The sequence below is a fragment of the Pseudomonas caspiana genome, assembly GCF_002158995.1.
GTDB classification, from domain to species: Bacteria; Pseudomonadota; Gammaproteobacteria; order Pseudomonadales; family Pseudomonadaceae; genus Aquipseudomonas; species Aquipseudomonas caspiana.
Map to the genome: position 1 here is coordinate 41,142 of NZ_LOHF01000014.1, position 14,924 is coordinate 56,065.

Genomic DNA, 14,924 nt, shown 5'->3' on the forward strand with positions numbered 1-14,924 from the left:
CCATGCGCCTCTCGGACTTCATCGTTGCTCACGTAGATCTTATCGTCGACGAGTGGGAAAGCTTCGCCAAAACCATCAAGCCTGCCGCCGACTCCATGAACAGCGTGGAGCTACGCGATCATGCCAAGGCGATTCTTCTGGCTGCTGCGCGGGACATGAACACCGCGCAGACCAAAAGCGAGCAAGCGGCCAAATCCAAGGGTGCGGACCTGCAAAAGACCCCAAGTCTGGACGAGGCCGCCGCCAGCCACGGCGAACTGCGGCACATGGTCGGGTTTGATCTGGTGCAGATGACATCCGAGTTCCGCCATTTGCGCGCCAGTGTCATCCGCCTGTGGGTCGAGAGTCTGAAAACCCCGGACCTGGCCTATTTCACGGACATGATTCGCTTCAACGAAGCCATCGATGAAGCGTTGGCCGAGTCCACGGCGGCGTATGCCGAACAGGTGGCGCGCTCACGTGACATCTTCCTGGCTATTCTGGGGCATGACCTGCGTGCACCTCTGCAAGCGGTGAGCATGTCCGCCGACCTGCTGGAGCACAGGCAAGAACTGGATGCCAAGTCCCAGAACTACGTTTCGCGGATCAAGAGCAGTAGTCGACATATGGGGGCGATGGTCAGCGACCTGCTGGAATTCGTACGCAGCCGCCTCGGCGCGAGCCTGCCAGTGGATCGCCAACGCATGGACATGGGCATTGCCTGCCGCGAAGCCATCGACGAAGCCTGCGCCGGTAAGCCGGACTCACATCCACAACTTGTTGTTGAAGGCGACACCACTGGCCACTGGGACCGTGGACGTATCGACCAGCTCCTGCAGAATCTGATTGGCAATGCACTGCAACACGGCCAGAGCGAAGAAGAGGTCTCTGTAAAAGTCAGTGGTGAACATGATCATGTGCAGTTGATCGTGCACAATCTCGGCGACCCTATTTCCGAAGATGCCATCGGCAGCATCTTTGACCCCTTGGTACGCGCCATCAGCGAAGGTTCTACGCCCAGCGGCCGGTCCACCAGCCTCGGCCTGGGACTGTTCATCGTCAAGGAGGTGGTCAACGCCCACGGCGGCAGCATTACCGTGACATCCAACATAGGTGACGGGACGACGTTTACGGTGGTATTGCCCAAGCGGGTTTAAGCGACTGGAAAGATGGCGGTCTTAGCGGGGATACCCAGATTTACGCGCAAAATGATGTGACGACGTGGGACCGGCTTTAGCCGGGAAAGCGGTATTTCAAACGCCCCACTTTCACTGACTTTATCGCCCCCTTCCCGGCTAAAGCCGGTCCCACGTCGCAGTCATCATCGCAGTAGCGCAGGACCGGCTTTACCTCACCACTGCGCACGCGGATCAAACGCTGCCTTAGCGGCCAGTTTTTTCCACAGCTCCTGAGTCGCCTCATCGCTGGACTTGGGCATCACCACTTTGATCTGTGCCAACAGGTCGCCGCGCTGTCCCTGCTTGTTCAGCAGACCATTGCCCTTGATGCGTAGACGCTGACCGTTCTGGCTATCAGGACGGATGGTCAGGTTGATCTTACCGGTCAGGGTAGGCACGGCAACTTTTGCCCCCAAAGCTGCCTCCCAAGGGGTAACGGGCACGGTGATGATCAGGTCGTGGCCTTCGACTTCGAATTTCGGATGTGGCGCAAATCGAATGATCAGGTACAAATCACCGTTTTCACCGCCTGCCACACCCGGCGCGCCCTGGCCTTTGAGGCGAATACGCTCGCCATCGGCAACCCCGGCCGGAATTTTCACGTTCAGGGTCTTGGTGATATCCGCCACGCGCTGACCGCCCGCGTTGTGTTGCGGCACTTTGAAGCTGACCTGTTTGGACTCGGCCGACAGTGTTTCCTCAAGGAAGACTGCCAGTTCCATTTCCACGTCTTGCCCTCGACGGCCCGGATTGCGCGAGCGACCACCCTGCTGCTGCGCACGACCACCAAAGATGGAGCTGAAAAAATCGGAGAAATCACCGTTATCAGCACCACCGAAACCACCAGCTCCGGCACGGCTTTGCCAGCCTGGCGGGGCCTGAAACGGCCGGCCCTGCTGACCGTATTTGCGTATATCGTCGTACTCGGCGCGCTTTTCAGGGCTGCTCAGCACCTCGTAAGCTTCGCTCGCTTCTTTGAATTTATCTTCCGCGCCAGCTTCTTTGCTGACGTCCGGGTGATACTTGCGCGCCAACTTGCGGTAAGCGACCTTGATCGCTTTCTCATCCGCAGTCGGATCCACCGCAAGAATCTTGTAATAGTCTTTGAAGTCCATCTAATGCGTTTCCCCGGTTATGCCGTGCAGCCTCTATACGACGCACAGCATCCTCTATTTTGAGGTGTTTGGATCTAATACGTTGAGATGTATCGGCCGTCAAACCCGCCAGCTTGATGCTGCAAACGTTCGACGGCCTGATGTTCTGACAATTCCCAGAAGATTGGGGGTCCGGTCCGCCAGTTCAAGTCAGGCGTACAAATACAGTTATCTACATTTAACCGATGTTTCGCCCTACGCATCCGTCGTGCACTGGCATACACTGCGCGGCCGTTTTTTGACTGGAACGTAAAAGACATGAATGACCAATCCCCGGCCCGTGCCTGCGGTATCGATTTTGGCACGTCCAATTCCACCGTCGGCTGGCTGCGCCCCGGCATGGAATCGTTGATCGCGCTGGAGGACGACAAGATTACCCTGCCGTCGGTGGTGTTCTTCAACATGGAAGAACGCCGCCCGGTGTACGGCCGCCTGGCGCTGCACGAATATCTGGAAGGCTACGAAGGGCGCCTGATGCGCTCGCTCAAAAGCCTGCTGGGTTCCAAGTTGATCAAACACGACACCAGCGTGCTGGGCACGGCGATGCCGTTCAAGGACCTGTTGGCGCTGTTTATCGGCGAGCTGAAAAAGCGGGCCGAAGCCAATGCAGGTCGTGAATTTGAAGAAGTGGTGCTGGGCCGTCCGGTGCATTTCGTCGATGACGACATTACCGCTGATCAGGAAGCAGAAGACACGCTGGCCGAAGTCGCCCGCAAGATCGGCTTCAAGGAAGTGTCGTTCCAGTACGAGCCTATCGCTGCCGCGTTCGACTATGAATCCACGATAAACAAAGAAGAACTGGTACTGATTGTCGATATCGGCGGTGGTACTTCGGACTTCTCCCTCGTGCGCCTGTCACCTGACCGTCGTTTCTATGATGACCGCCACGAGGACATTCTCGCCACCGGCGGCGTGCATATCGGCGGAACCGACTTCGACAAGCAACTGAGCATTCAGGGCGTCATGCCGCTGTTCGGCTATGGCAGCCGGATGAAAAGCCAGGCGTACATGCCGACCAGCCACCACATGAACCTGGCGACCTGGCACACCATCAACTCGGTGTACTCGCAAAAGTCTCAGCTCGCGCTGGGCAGCATGCGTTACGACATTGAGGACACCCAAGGCATCGACCGCCTGTTCAAGCTGATTGAACAACGCGCCGGACACTGGCTGGCGATGGAAGTGGAAGAAACCAAGATCCAGCTGACCCACAGCGAAAGCCGTCACTTGCCGATGGATCGCATTGAGCCGGGCTTGAGTGTGGATTTGAGCCGGACAATGTTCGAAGCCGCCATTGATTCGCAGCTGGAGCGCGTGCGTAACAGCGTGACCGAGTTGCTGCTCAAGGCGGGTGCCGGGGTTGATCAGGTCAGCACCGTGTTCTTTACCGGCGGTTCAAGCGGCATCCCGGCGCTGCGCAACAGCGTCTCAGCCATGCTGCCCAATGCCCGGCATGTTGAAGGGAATATCTTCGGCAGTATCGGTAGCGGGTTGGCGATTGAGGCCAAGAAGCGCTACGGCTAGGAATTACAACACATTACTTTGTAGGAGCTCACGAGCACCGCGAGGAAGCGATGGCGGCGTTTCAGGAATACCGCTATCGCTGCCTCGCGGTGCTCGTGAGCTCCTACAGGGAATGCTTCTAGACTAACCCTTCCCGCTGCAACTCGCTCTTCAGGTACGCATAGTAAATCGGCCCGGCCACAACACCCGGCAGGCCGAATGCGGCTTCGAAGAGCAGCATCGCCAGCAGCAACTCCCACGACTTGGCATTGATTTGCCCGCCGACGATCCGTGCATTCAGGAAGTACTCGACCTTGTGGATCACGATCAGGTAACCCAGAGCCGCCAGCGCCACCCAGATCGAGATCGACATGCCCACGATGAAGATCAGCGTGTTGGACATCAGGTTACCCACCACCGGCAGCAGGCCGAGCAGAAAGGTCATGATGATCAGCGTTTTGGTCAGCGGCAGGTGAATCCCGCACAACGGCAGGACGATGACCAGGAATACCGAAGTGAACGCGGTGTTCAGCAGGGAAATCTTGATCTGAGCGAAAACGATGTTGCGAAACGCTTTGCTCAACAGGCTCAGGCGATCAAACAGCGCAGCCGCCAGCGGCTTGCGAGTATGCACATCAGAGATGCGCTGCAGGGCGATGATTGCACCCAGGACCATGCCGATGAGCATGGTGACGAACATGTGCGCCGCACCTTTACCAATCAGTTGCAGCTCGCCAACGTGCTTCTGTATCCATTCACCCAAGGAGATCCGGAATTCCGCAGCACTGGCGGGCAAGTAGGCATCTACAAACGGCGGCAATTGACCCCGGGCGCGATCCACTAACACCATGAACTTGTCCAGCGATGCGCCAGGGTTTTCCGCTTCATGAAGGACAAAGCTGAAAGCGCCGGCGAAGATCAACGCGAGCACACTGACCACCAACGTGCCAAGCAACGCCACCGCGAGCCAGCGCGCACGCTCCCCTGCGATCAGCCTTTGCAGCTTGGGCGTCAGCATGTTGACCAGTTCATACACCAGCAACCCGGCCAACAGGCTAGGCAGCAGTTTGAACGGCAGAACCATCAACAGACCGCCAAATATCAGAATCCAGCTGGCCAACAACACTTGTCGCGAGGAAAACGTTGGCATAGAGCCTCAAGACGAACGGCGCAAAGAGGCAGGCAGTCTGCCAGCGTTCTGAGCTAAGGACCAGTGATCAGACGACCCCATCGGAAACGACTGACAAGCCGATGCAGGAATGACCTGCATCAGGCACCGAAATTAAAGGTTTCAGAGCGCCAGACGGCACAATATCCAGCGCCTGAACCCTGATTGGAAAATTATTTCTTCTTGAGACAATCACTCATAAACGCCTTGCGAGCATCGCCCTTGAGCGCCTGAGTGGTCGCCGTTGCGTTGCAGGTGGTCATCTTCTGTTGCTGGGTTTGCGGCGTTGACGCTTTAAGGCAATTACTCATGAAACTCTTGCGCTGGTCCCCCTTCAGGGACTGAGCAGTAGCATCGGCATTACAGGTCGTCATTTTGTTCTGTTGCGCAGTGGCCGCATAACCTTGGGCGCACAGCAACAGACTCACCAACAATAGAGGCGCGCGCAGCATTTTCATTGTTTTTCTCTCCGCAGTGGCCATGCCGACCAGCGTGGCCTGCTTCGGAGTGTAGCCAAATAAAGAATGTGCGAGCCGACATGGTCGGCTCAGGACTACCCGACGTTGCGCGTGTCGAGCTGCAAATCCTCTTCTTCGATGCTGTGAATCGATACGTCGGTTATGCCCGATGCATGGGCCGTTGCTTCATCCACCGCAGTAACGCTCTGTAATTCGTCATCCAGCAACACGTGGTGCTTTTGCGCCAGCTCATGGACCACTTCGATGATTGGCACATCCAGATCTTCGATCACATCGACGTGGTGCTCGCCCGCCAGGGTGTACTCGATTGCATAGTGTTCTTTATCGCTCATTGCATCACTCCAATACCGACCCGACCGGGCGGCAAACTACGAACAACAGCTTTAAACAGCTAAAGGCCCGCAGCCTTGAGGCGCGCGGCGTGCTCAACAAACAACTTCACAGGGTCGACACCTTTGCCAACCAGCCCGAAGGTCTGGTTGACGATGTCGAAATGGTCGAGAGGATAGTTGTCACCAATGACAGTACCGAGGTGAGAACTGAATTTCCCGACCATGCCATCACATTGACCGCGCTCTTTTATGAACGTGCGAGCGAATATTCGACACGTCACGTTGGTGCCATCGAAACGGTTAAGGCCACGGTCACTGAGCCCTGGCTGCAAAGTCCCGGACCATGAGTAATAACGCACGCCGTTGACCAGTTCTTCGCCCTGCCCACCCCATGTGCCTGGTAACCCTTGGGGATATTGACTGTTGAACAACGCCACGCCAGCACTGGTCAGGGACTTGTGCGAGGCAGTGACGTCAGTGGGCAAACGCGTGCCGCGATAACCGGTGTCGAGCATCGCCATGATCCAGACCGTGACGCGCAACAGGGTGTTGAGCAACCAGCCGCGCAGGGTTCGCTCAGGAAAATTGCGCTCCAGAAAATCTGCCAGTTCTGATCCATGGTTGGGCCCGGCAACCGAGGTAACGGATGCGACCAGGTCCGGGCGCTTGGCCGCGACATAACGGATGGTCAGCGCGCCCTGGCTGTGACCAATCAGGTTGACCTTTCCAGCACCGGTCTTTTCCAGCATCTCGACGATCAACGTTATCAACTGCTCGCCACGTACTTCAGAGGAGTTAACCGCCGACACCATCACTGGCGTCACTGTTGCGCCGCCACGGCGCAAGGCCCTGACGATGCCGTACCAGTACGGATAGATCACCAGCCTGACAAAGCCCAATAAACCGGGCACCAGTACCAGCGGGTAACGGGTCGCTTGTTCCTGATTCATGGCGAAGCCTCCTTGCGAGCGATCAGCAAATGGATGACTGAACCATAGCGGCAATTGACTCAAACACAGGCCCGGCATGGCGCTAGCTTTTATCAAAAATATAACCAGCTGATTTGGAATAGTTTTCTGTAGGAACTCACGAGCGCTAGGCAGCGATGGCGGTGTCTGTCTGATATACCGCTATCGCGGCCTCGCGGTGCTCGTGCGCTCCTACAGGTCCAATGTTTGCTGCGCCACAGCGCGACGTGGAAGACGGGGCGTCCTCTCCCCCGGCATTGAGCCGCGCGGTGCTCGTGCGCTCCTACAGGTCCAATGTTTGCTGCGCCACAGCGCGACGTGGAATACGGGCGTCCTCTCCCGGCATTGAGCCGATCGGTGCGCGGTAGTATTCAAAGGCCATCAAATAATCGAACTCTCGCGCACCTCCATAGCTCCAAGCTGCAACGAGCCAACAATGGCTCAGTCATTGGAGTGGATTGTCATGATCAAGAAGAGCCTCGCAGCAGCTTTCGTTATCGCCGCTGTCAGCGGTTGCGCTAACACCACCGTGCAGAACCCGGTGGATTACGTGACCTATCGCAACGAGCCGCTGGTCAAGCAAGTCGAAGACGGCATGACCGAGCAGCAAGTGCTGACCATCGGCGGCACGCCGTCGACTCGCGTACAGCGCAAGGTTCATCCAGGTGTTTGCAATAACTACGTGATGAATAAAGATGGCCACGAACAGGTCTATCACGTCAGCTTCGACGCCAACGGTCGCGTGGATCACAAGGGTTTCATGACCTGCGAGCAACGCGAAGCCAACGAACGCGCCATGTAAGACGTTCGTTGAAACGCAAAAGCCCGATGCATATGCATCGGGCTTTTTATTGGGCGTTGCTTTTACAGGTGCAGCCTGACGGCTTTAGAAAACCAGCTTGAACAGGGCGATGACCACAATCAGGCCGATCAGGAAGATGATGCCGATGGTGCTGCCGAGGAACTTGAGCATTGTGTATCTCCATATATTTTCGTCTCAAGGTTGGGACCGCGACGTGCAACAGTCGTTTCCTAATATTTTGTTCATGGACCGATGACGCAAAAGAATAAAACTTTTCCCGAAGCTGACCACTCACACCTATTACCGATCATGCCGGGCGCCACTCAACGCAGTAGAAGACTGGCGCATCAAGAGCGAGACGGATACCGGATTAGCTTTGGAGATAAACCATGAATCAAGCCCAGCAATTGTCTGATGTGAGCACCCTGCGCGAGCGTGCGCGTCATAACGTGGAAAACGGTGCAGTGACCGAAGGTTACAGCGCCGATCGTGAAACGGTACTGCGCCTGCTGAACGAATCACTGGCGACCGAGTTGGTGTGCGTGCTGCGTTACAAGCGCCACTACTATATGGCGACCGGCCTCAAGGCTAGCGTTGCTGCTGCCGAGTTTCTGGAGCACGCACAGCAGGAAGCCGAACACGCGGATCTGCTGGCCGAACGTATTGTGCAGTTGGGTGGCGAGCCGGAGTTCAACCCGGACACCCTGTCCAAGAACTCCCACGCTCAGTACGTGGCAGGCACAACGCTGAAAGAAATGGTCTACGAAGACCTGGTGGCTGAACGTATCGCCATCGATAGCTACAGCGAAATCATCAAATACATCGGCGAAGACGACCCGACAACCCGTCGTATCTTCGAAACCATCCTGGCTCAGGAAGAAGAACACGCCGATGACATGGCGGATATTCTCAACGACCTGTGATGGGTGAGTTGTGATGCAAAAGCCAGGACTGAGTCCTGGCTTTTTTGTGCCTGCTGACGTGCCGAGGGTACCTCGCCGTCTCACGGCAACATTGAACCTGCAGGAGCTGCTATTGCGGAGCATCAGGATCAATGCTTCGCAGCCTTCGGCAGCTCCTACAGAACATGCATTGCATTCAAAGGATTTGCTTCGCGAGGAAGCTTAGCTCTCGCAGGAATCAATGATGACGTGGGACCGGCTTTAGCCGGGAAGGCGGTGTTTCTGCTGATGAAGATTCAGCGTCTGTCACGGCCTCTTCCCGGCTGAAGCCGGTCCCACGTCGTCAATCAGTTTGCAGGCCAACATAGAATCTCCCACCAAGAGCGCGCGGTGCGCTCTGGTGTTATCGCACGGTCTTTGGCGCTTTGCCCGCTTTCATCTGTTCCAGCAACGGCGCGCATTGGTTAGGTTCTTCACCACTGCTTGGCGCAACCAGTGCCAGCAAGCCGGCCGCCGGGCCTATCGCTGCTCCCAGCAATACCATCCCTGCTCCGCGCAACAGCAACGGCCCGGACTGCACACCCGCATTCGGTTTGGCGAACGGTCCGCGTACGTAGAGAGGGGACCGCAACGAAAACACGCGGAAGCCCTTGGACTCAGGCTTGACGCTCAAATCCAGCTGCTCGGTTTTGAAGTTGGCAGTGCCGTCAATGAAGATGATCGCGTTCTCGGTATCGAATACAAACAGACGAGGCGTCGCCAGACCGTCTTTGATCCCCACATCAGACGCTGCGCAGTTGATCTTGACGTCCTGATCGCCGAACAGCTTGCCCACCACATAGTTACCGACGTTGAGCCCGGCGATTTCCATCAGGCCGCGGCTGATCGCGCCGTCATTGACCAGCATCTTCAAGTCACCATTGGCAGTACCCAGCAACGCAGCAACCGAGTTGCCCTTGCCGCTGATATCGGCATCACCGGCCAGCTCACCAAAGCTGGTTTTCATCGGTTCAAAAGTCGGGAACAGTTGCTTGAGTTTGAGATTGCGCGCAGAGAGCTTCGCCCTGCCTTGCAACGGCTTGCTGCGGCCATCCAGACGAATGTCGGCGTCCAGCTTGCCACCCGCAACACCAAAGCGCAGCGGTTGCAGGCTCAGTTGGCCGTCGTTCAGCACAACGTGCGTGTAGAGATCAGAAAACGGCAGGTCCGGGCTTTGCACGATGCGCTTGCCGGTGAACTCGACATCGGCGTCCATTGCACGCCAGCGGTCGGTCTGGAATTCTTCCACAGGCAGCACCTTGCCCGATGGCTGCTTGCTTTCCCCGCCGCGTTTCTTCTGCGCGGCATTGGAGTCCGCACCGATCAACGGCGCCAGGTCAGTGAACAGCAATTGATTGGAAACCAGCGCGCCAGTGAGTTTCGGCCTTGGCTGACTGGCGACAAAGCCCAGATCGCCATGAATGTCGCTGTTGCCGATCTTGCCGTTGAAGCCTTCGTAACGGAAGTTAGCACCCGCCGGATCATGAATTTTGGCGATCAACCGACCAACAGTGGAGTAAGCCGGCGAGTCGGGCAGGGTCACACCCGTCAGCGGATACAAATTGCTCAGGCTGCTGCCTGACAACTTCAGGCGCAGATCAAGTGCGCCGAGGTTCTGCGGATCAGTCACGGTACCCGCGACAGCCGCGTTGGTATCACCGATATGCGCATCGACCTGAACCGGGAATGGCTGAGCGGCATCCTTGAGCGCCAGCAGCCCGCCGAGCTTGCCGCTGCCGTTGAGCTTCTGGCCTTTATATTGGCCTTTGAAGGTCACGCCGAACGCGTAGTCCTGTGTCCTTACGCCCTTGTCTTCAGCCTTCTTCGCCTCATTGCTGCCAACGATGTCGCTGAATGGAATCGGCTTGCCCAACGGGTCAATAACCAGATCCACCTGAGTGTTAAGGGTCTGGTCATTGAAGCTCACCAAGCCTTTGTCGAATTTGATCGCACCGATGTCCAGCACCCAGCTGGAAGGCTCGGCATTCGGGTCCGATTTGGGCAAATCGAACGTCCAGTTGGCGCGACCATCCGCCAGGCGCTCAAGTATTGCATCAGGCCCGGTCAGATCAATACGCGGGATCACGACATGCTGCACGATCAATGGCAAAGGCGAGAGACGAAATTCGACGCGTTTAAGAGTGACCATCTGCGGCGTTTTCGACCACTCAGGGTTACCCAGGCTCAGGTCTTCAGCCACGAAATGCGGCCATGGCACCCATGCTCGCCAGCCGCCCTCCTCGGGTTCGCGCCCCCAGATCACCGCCAGGTTGCCATTGATCGCGAAGGGACGATGCAACGCTTCACTGACTTTTTCGTTGAGCGTCGGCTTGATGCGGTTCCAGTCAAAAGTGGCGATCACAACGACCAATACGGCCAGCACCAACAACAGAATGGCACCAGTCCAGGCAAGAATTTTACGGCTGCGCGTCATTGCATGACTCTCCAGATAACAACAGCCCGGCCCTGGCCTGTTGCATACGACTTTGAACTTCGACTGACAAAAACCCTGAGGGTTTGATCGGATGTGCAAATTACAGCATAGGGCTGAAAACCCAAGCCTCCATATCGAGCGCAGCGTGCAAGCCACAGCCAGCAAGGGCTCGAGGATCAATCAATATTGTTGATTTTCACCATTAGGAATACGAACTTTTATATCGACAGGCCGGGAGTAATATCGCTGCCATACACCACCCCGGAAGCTCTTGAGAGGAGCGAATACCATGAAACGCCACGTATGGCTTGCACTGACCCTTTCCATTCTGGCCGCTAACGTCTGGGCTGTACCCGCGCCTGAGCGCGAGCCTAGTGCTGAAGTGAAGATGGGCATGCAGACCTTGCACGAGACGATCGCGCAGGATGGCCATGCGCAGTTGATCAAGCAGTTTCAGCGGGTTTAATCAGACGGATATCCATTGCCGGAGATTCTATGCTGGCTTGCAAGCCGATGACGTGGGACCGGCTTTAGCCGGGAAGGCGGTATCTCAGATGACACATTTTTAGTGACCGTAACGGCCTCTTCCCGGCTGAAGCCGGTCCCACGTCACATGCCCATCATTCCCGAATCGAAAACCCCTTCGACGCATCCAGAGCGCATTTGCTAAAGTGCTGACTGTCATCTCTGATTTGTCTACCGTCATGCTGCCCCGCGCCGAACAGAAACAACAGACCCGCCACGCCCTGCTTAACGCGGCTCATACGCTGATGGAAAGCGGGCGCGGTTTCGGCAGCCTGAGCCTGCGGGAAGTGGCGCGTACCGCAGGCATCGTCCCTACGGGTTTCTATCGCCACTTCGACGACATGGACCAATTGGGTCTGGCGTTGGTCAGCGAGGTCGGCCAGACATTTCGCGAAACCCTGCGTCTGGTACGGCACAACGAATTCGTCATGGGCGGCCTGATCGAAGCCTCGGTACGGATCTTTCTCGATGTCGTTGCAGCCAAGCGTGCGCAGTTCCTGTTTCTGGCTCGTGAGCAATACGGTGGCTCGCGGCAGGTGCGGCAAGCGCTTTGTGCGTTGCGCGACGGGATAAGCACTGACCTTGCGACAGACTTGGGCACCATGCCCAAATGGCAGCATCTGGATAGCGCAGCACTGTCGATCCTGGCTGATCTGGTCGTCAAAAGCGTATTCGCCATGCTCCCCGAGCTGATCGACCCACCGAGTGACGCGCTGCCTGCGCATCTGAAGCCTCAAGCCAAGATCACCCACCAACTGCGTTTCATCTTCAGCGGCGCCAAGCACTGGCGTGGTCTGCCCAACGCCGAATAACCTCAGTCGATCCATATTGGTGCAATCCGACCCGACAGCACCGTTTTGGGTCGATATATCCACCTCCGCGTTCCGTTCCTGCCTTTTCCGTCAGCTTTTTCCTACGTCCTGCACTGTTGGCAAGCCCCTTGCTCTGATTTGAAGCATCGCAAATAGCTGGATGCCTTCTGATGCTGGTGATTCACAAAAGAATCGAATCTCAAACCGAATGGGCTGCCGAGCTGCATTTAAATTTCGAAGCCCGCAGCAAAAGCCGTCTGCGTTGCTACAGCGCTGACGGTGAAGATGTGGGGCTGTTCCTGGAACGTGGTCAGCAACCACTCCACGACGGTGAATTTCTACAGGCTGAAGACGGACGCATCGTCCGTGTGTGCGCCCGCCCTGAGCAATTGATGCACGTCACCTGCAGCAGCACCTTCGAACTGACCCGCGCTGCCTACCATTTGGGCAACCGTCACGTCGCGCTGCAAGTAGGTGACGGCTGGCTGCGCTTGCTCGACGACTATGTGCTCAAGGCAATGCTCGATCAGCTGGGCGCAACAACGGAATCGATCGAAGCGCCTTTCTCGCCAGAAACCGGGGCGTATGGCGGCGGTCATCATCACTCCCGAGCGGGTGAAGAAGACTTCAACTATCCGCCGAAGCTGCACCAGTTTGGCGTGCGCATATGAACAGCGCCTGGGCGCTGCTGCGCCTGGCCAGTCCGCAATTACCGATTGGCGGCTACAGCTATTCCCAAGGCCTGGAAATGGCTGTGGAAAACCAACGAGTGGTTGATCCGTCCAGCGCATCACGCTGGATCGGCGACCAGTTGCTGCTCAACCTCGCCCGCTTCGAAGCTCCGCTGCTGCTCGCTCATTGCGTAGCCGCGGCAGACGAAAACTGGTGCCAACTGCTGCAACTGAGCGACGAACATCGCGCCAGCCGCGAAACCCGCGAGCTGAATCTGGAGAGCCGACAAATGGGCTACTCCTTGAAGCAGTTGCTCATCGGGCTGCCTGAGCTTGATCACCCCGCGCGCGAGTTTCTGGCACAAACCGAAGAGCCGCATCTGGCTCTGGGTTGGGCCCTGGCTGCCCGTGCCTGGCAGATCAGCCCGCAGGACGCTTTGGCCGCCTGGTTATGGAGCTGGCTGGAAAACCAGCTCGCGGTCCTGATGAAAACCTTGCCGCTGGGTCAACAGGCTGCGCAACGCCTGACCAGCGAATTGCTGCCGTTGCTGCAACAAGCTCAACAGCACGCTACAAACCTTGATCCACAGCATATTGGCAGTGCCGCTTTCGGTCTGTCGTTGGCGAGCATGGCCCATGAACGCCAATACAGCCGACTGTTTCGGTCCTGATCTTCTACATAACTGATGACTAACAGAGCTTGAGAACCAGAGCTCAATGGAGAACTCAATGAACAGCCAACCTCTGCGTGTCGGCATCGGTGGCCCGGTCGGGTCAGGCAAAACAGCGCTGACGCTGGCGCTGTGTCTGGCCCTGCGCGAGCGCTACAACCTGGCGGTGGTCACCAACGATATTTACACCCGCGAAGACGCTGACTTTCTGGTGCGCAATGAAGCCTTGGCACCTGAGCGAATCATTGGTGTGGAAACCGGCGGTTGCCCACACACGGCGATTCGCGAAGACGCCTCGATCAACCTCGAAGCCGTCGACCAGTTGAACCGCCGCTTTGAGGGGCTGGACCTGATCATTGTCGAGTCCGGCGGTGACAACCTTTCAGCCACCTTCAGCCCGGAACTCTCCGATCTGACCATCTACGTAATCGACGTTTCGGCGGGCGACAAGCTGCCCCGCAAAGGCGGACCGGGCATCTGCAAATCCGACCTGCTGGTGATCAACAAGATTGACCTGGCACCACTGGTGGGCGCGTCCCTGGAAATGATGGATCGCGACACTAAAAAGATGCGCGGCGAAAAGCCGTTCGTGTTCAGTAATCAGAAAACCGGCCAGGGTCTGGAACAGATCATCGCCTTCATCGAACGCCAGGGTCTGTTGACCGAAGCGGCATGATTTCACTCCCTCAAGGAAGCTTTGCATGAACTACAAACAAGTCTTCGGCACCCTGGCTCTGCTGCTGGTCCCAGCGCTGGCCTTCGCTCACCCAGGGCATGGCGACAACGGCCTCGTAGCGGGTATCAGCCACCCGATTGGTGGTCTGGATCACTTGTTGGCCATGTTGGCCGTCGGCCTGTGGGCCGCGCAACAAAAAGGCGCTGCGCGCTGGGCGCTGCCTTGCACCTTCGTCGGCACCATGCTGATCGGCGGTCTGCTGGGTTTCGAAGGCCTGAACCTGCCTGCGCTGGAAAGCGGTATCGCCGCGTCGGTGCTGGCCTTGGGCCTGGCCGTAGCACTGGCGATTCGTCCACCACTGTTCATGGCTGTGGGCGCGACTGCGCTGTTCGCCTTGTTCCATGGCGTGGCACACGGTCTTGAACTGCCAGACATGTCCAGCCCGGCGGCTTATGCCATTGGCTTCGTCGTCGCCACTGCCGCCCTGCACGCTGCCGGTTATGCCGTCGTGCGCTACCTGCCGACTGCGGCTGCGCCGTTGGTGCGTATTGCCGGGGCTGCCTCGGCCGCTGCGGGCGTTTGGTTACTGGCTGCCTGACACCGCACGGTCTTGCATCAACACAAAACCCTG

Annotated in this window: 17 protein-coding genes; 10 read left to right on the plus strand and 7 right to left on the minus strand. The window is 57.3% G+C overall.

The window, feature by feature from the left end; translation table 11 throughout:
* The first annotated feature begins 2 nt into the window (after positions 1 to 2).
* Positions 3 to 1,136 (plus strand): sensor histidine kinase, encoded by a 1,134-nt coding sequence (locus AUC60_RS16705; protein ID WP_087269751.1) that lies wholly within the window; start codon positions 3 to 5, stop codon positions 1,134 to 1,136.
* Positions 1,137 to 1,330: 194 nt separating this feature from the next.
* Here AUC60_RS16705 and cbpA read toward each other — a convergent pair whose 3' ends face one another.
* Complete coding sequence (gene cbpA / locus AUC60_RS16710) at positions 1,331 to 2,272, minus strand: curved DNA-binding protein (RefSeq protein ID WP_087269754.1); 942 nt, start codon at positions 2,270 to 2,272, stop codon at positions 1,331 to 1,333.
* A 297-nt stretch (positions 2,273 to 2,569) separates the two neighbouring features.
* Here cbpA and AUC60_RS16715 point away from each other — a divergent pair, with 297 nt between their 5' ends.
* Positions 2,570 to 3,835: an Hsp70 family protein gene (locus AUC60_RS16715; RefSeq protein WP_087269756.1), complete on the plus strand. Its 1,266-nt coding sequence runs from the start codon at positions 2,570 to 2,572 to the stop codon at positions 3,833 to 3,835.
* A 118-nt stretch (positions 3,836 to 3,953) separates the two neighbouring features.
* Here the strand turns inward: AUC60_RS16715 and AUC60_RS16720 are convergent, their stop codons facing one another.
* The 4 genes from AUC60_RS16720 to AUC60_RS16735 all read right to left on the minus strand — a co-directional run bounded on the left by AUC60_RS16720 (position 3,954) and on the right by AUC60_RS16735 (position 6,743).
* Positions 3,954 to 4,964 (minus strand): AI-2E family transporter, encoded by a 1,011-nt coding sequence (locus AUC60_RS16720; protein ID WP_087269759.1) that lies wholly within the window; start codon positions 4,962 to 4,964, stop codon positions 3,954 to 3,956.
* Positions 4,965 to 5,155: 191 nt separating this feature from the next.
* Positions 5,156 to 5,440: a PsiF family protein gene (locus AUC60_RS16725; protein ID WP_087269761.1), complete on the minus strand. Its 285-nt coding sequence runs from the start codon at positions 5,438 to 5,440 to the stop codon at positions 5,156 to 5,158.
* Positions 5,441 to 5,535: 95 nt separating this feature from the next.
* On the minus strand, positions 5,536 to 5,793 hold the full coding sequence (locus tag AUC60_RS16730; RefSeq protein ID WP_087269763.1) for a hypothetical protein: 258 nt from the start codon (positions 5,791 to 5,793) through the stop codon (positions 5,536 to 5,538).
* Between the two features lie 59 nt (positions 5,794 to 5,852).
* A complete protein-coding gene (locus tag AUC60_RS16735; RefSeq protein ID WP_087269766.1) occupies positions 5,853 to 6,743 on the minus strand; it encodes an esterase/lipase family protein in 891 nt (296 codons plus the stop codon).
* A gap of 481 nt (positions 6,744 to 7,224) precedes the next feature.
* Here AUC60_RS16735 and osmE point away from each other — a divergent pair, with 481 nt between their 5' ends.
* Positions 7,225 to 7,563, plus strand: coding sequence for an osmotically-inducible lipoprotein OsmE (osmE, locus tag AUC60_RS16740; RefSeq protein ID WP_087270021.1), 339 nt, complete (start codon positions 7,225 to 7,227; stop codon positions 7,561 to 7,563).
* An 84-nt stretch (positions 7,564 to 7,647) separates the two neighbouring features.
* On the opposite strand, the gene AUC60_RS28680 is transcribed toward osmE, so the two are convergent.
* Entirely contained in the window at positions 7,648 to 7,734 is an 87-nt protein-coding gene (locus AUC60_RS28680) for a small membrane protein YohP (protein WP_441343355.1), read from the minus strand.
* Between the two features lie 218 nt (positions 7,735 to 7,952).
* On the opposite strand from AUC60_RS28680, the gene AUC60_RS16750 reads away from it, so the two are divergent.
* Complete coding sequence (locus AUC60_RS16750; protein WP_087269769.1) at positions 7,953 to 8,486, plus strand: ferritin-like domain-containing protein; 534 nt, start codon at positions 7,953 to 7,955, stop codon at positions 8,484 to 8,486.
* A gap of 382 nt (positions 8,487 to 8,868) precedes the next feature.
* Here the strand turns inward: AUC60_RS16750 and AUC60_RS16755 are convergent, their stop codons facing one another.
* Entirely contained in the window at positions 8,869 to 10,938 is a 2,070-nt protein-coding gene (locus AUC60_RS16755; protein WP_087269771.1) for an AsmA family protein, read from the minus strand.
* Between the two features lie 289 nt (positions 10,939 to 11,227).
* Between AUC60_RS16755 and AUC60_RS27865 the strand changes: the two genes are divergently transcribed.
* The 6 genes from AUC60_RS27865 (at position 11,228) to AUC60_RS16780 (ending at position 14,891) form a co-directional block, all read left to right on the plus strand.
* A complete protein-coding gene (locus AUC60_RS27865) occupies positions 11,228 to 11,404 on the plus strand; it encodes a hypothetical protein (RefSeq protein WP_158099128.1) in 177 nt (58 codons plus the stop codon).
* Between the two features lie 238 nt (positions 11,405 to 11,642).
* Complete coding sequence (locus AUC60_RS16760) at positions 11,643 to 12,275, plus strand: TetR family transcriptional regulator (RefSeq protein ID WP_087269774.1); 633 nt, start codon at positions 11,643 to 11,645, stop codon at positions 12,273 to 12,275.
* A 170-nt stretch (positions 12,276 to 12,445) separates the two neighbouring features.
* Complete coding sequence (ureE, locus tag AUC60_RS16765) at positions 12,446 to 12,946, plus strand: urease accessory protein UreE (RefSeq protein ID WP_087269777.1); 501 nt, start codon at positions 12,446 to 12,448, stop codon at positions 12,944 to 12,946.
* The gene (locus AUC60_RS16770) at positions 12,943 to 13,617 is read left to right on the plus strand and encodes an urease accessory protein UreF (protein ID WP_087269780.1); all 675 of its coding nucleotides are present in this window, start codon (positions 12,943 to 12,945) and stop codon (positions 13,615 to 13,617) included. The genes ureE and AUC60_RS16770 overlap by 4 nt, the downstream gene beginning before the upstream one ends.
* Positions 13,618 to 13,675: 58 nt before the next feature.
* A complete protein-coding gene (gene ureG, locus AUC60_RS16775; RefSeq protein WP_087269783.1) occupies positions 13,676 to 14,293 on the plus strand; it encodes an urease accessory protein UreG in 618 nt (205 codons plus the stop codon).
* Positions 14,294 to 14,318: 25 nt separating this feature from the next.
* A complete protein-coding gene (locus AUC60_RS16780) occupies positions 14,319 to 14,891 on the plus strand; it encodes a HupE/UreJ family protein (RefSeq protein ID WP_087269786.1) in 573 nt (190 codons plus the stop codon).
* Positions 14,892 to 14,924 lie beyond the last annotated feature (33 nt).

What these genes read in the sequence shown, in the direction of transcription:
- AUC60_RS16705 (WP_087269751.1), top strand. Translation starts at nt 3, where the DNA reads ATGCGCCTCTCGGACTTCATCGTTGCTCACGTAGATCTTATCGTCGAC.
- cbpA (WP_087269754.1), bottom strand. Translation starts at nt 2,272, where the DNA reads ATGGACTTCAAAGACTATTACAAGATTCTTGCGGTGGATCCGACTGCG.
- AUC60_RS16715 (WP_087269756.1), top strand. Translation starts at nt 2,570, where the DNA reads ATGAATGACCAATCCCCGGCCCGTGCCTGCGGTATCGATTTTGGCACG.
- AUC60_RS16720 (WP_087269759.1), bottom strand. Translation starts at nt 4,964, where the DNA reads ATGCCAACGTTTTCCTCGCGACAAGTGTTGTTGGCCAGCTGGATTCTG.
- AUC60_RS16725 (WP_087269761.1), bottom strand. Translation starts at nt 5,440, where the DNA reads ATGAAAATGCTGCGCGCGCCTCTATTGTTGGTGAGTCTGTTGCTGTGC.
- AUC60_RS16730 (WP_087269763.1), bottom strand. Translation starts at nt 5,793, where the DNA reads ATGAGCGATAAAGAACACTATGCAATCGAGTACACCCTGGCGGGCGAG.
- AUC60_RS16735 (WP_087269766.1), bottom strand. Translation starts at nt 6,743, where the DNA reads ATGAATCAGGAACAAGCGACCCGTTACCCGCTGGTACTGGTGCCCGGT.
- osmE (WP_087270021.1), top strand. Translation starts at nt 7,225, where the DNA reads ATGATCAAGAAGAGCCTCGCAGCAGCTTTCGTTATCGCCGCTGTCAGC.
- AUC60_RS28680 (WP_441343355.1), bottom strand. Translation starts at nt 7,734, where the DNA reads ATGCTCAAGTTCCTCGGCAGCACCATCGGCATCATCTTCCTGATCGGC.
- AUC60_RS16750 (WP_087269769.1), top strand. Translation starts at nt 7,953, where the DNA reads ATGAATCAAGCCCAGCAATTGTCTGATGTGAGCACCCTGCGCGAGCGT.
- AUC60_RS16755 (WP_087269771.1), bottom strand. Translation starts at nt 10,938, where the DNA reads ATGACGCGCAGCCGTAAAATTCTTGCCTGGACTGGTGCCATTCTGTTG.
- AUC60_RS27865 (WP_158099128.1), top strand. Translation starts at nt 11,228, where the DNA reads ATGAAACGCCACGTATGGCTTGCACTGACCCTTTCCATTCTGGCCGCT.
- AUC60_RS16760 (WP_087269774.1), top strand. Translation starts at nt 11,643, where the DNA reads ATGCTGCCCCGCGCCGAACAGAAACAACAGACCCGCCACGCCCTGCTT.
- ureE (WP_087269777.1), top strand. Translation starts at nt 12,446, where the DNA reads ATGCTGGTGATTCACAAAAGAATCGAATCTCAAACCGAATGGGCTGCC.
- AUC60_RS16770 (WP_087269780.1), top strand. Translation starts at nt 12,943, where the DNA reads ATGAACAGCGCCTGGGCGCTGCTGCGCCTGGCCAGTCCGCAATTACCG.
- ureG (WP_087269783.1), top strand. Translation starts at nt 13,676, where the DNA reads ATGAACAGCCAACCTCTGCGTGTCGGCATCGGTGGCCCGGTCGGGTCA.
- AUC60_RS16780 (WP_087269786.1), top strand. Translation starts at nt 14,319, where the DNA reads ATGAACTACAAACAAGTCTTCGGCACCCTGGCTCTGCTGCTGGTCCCA.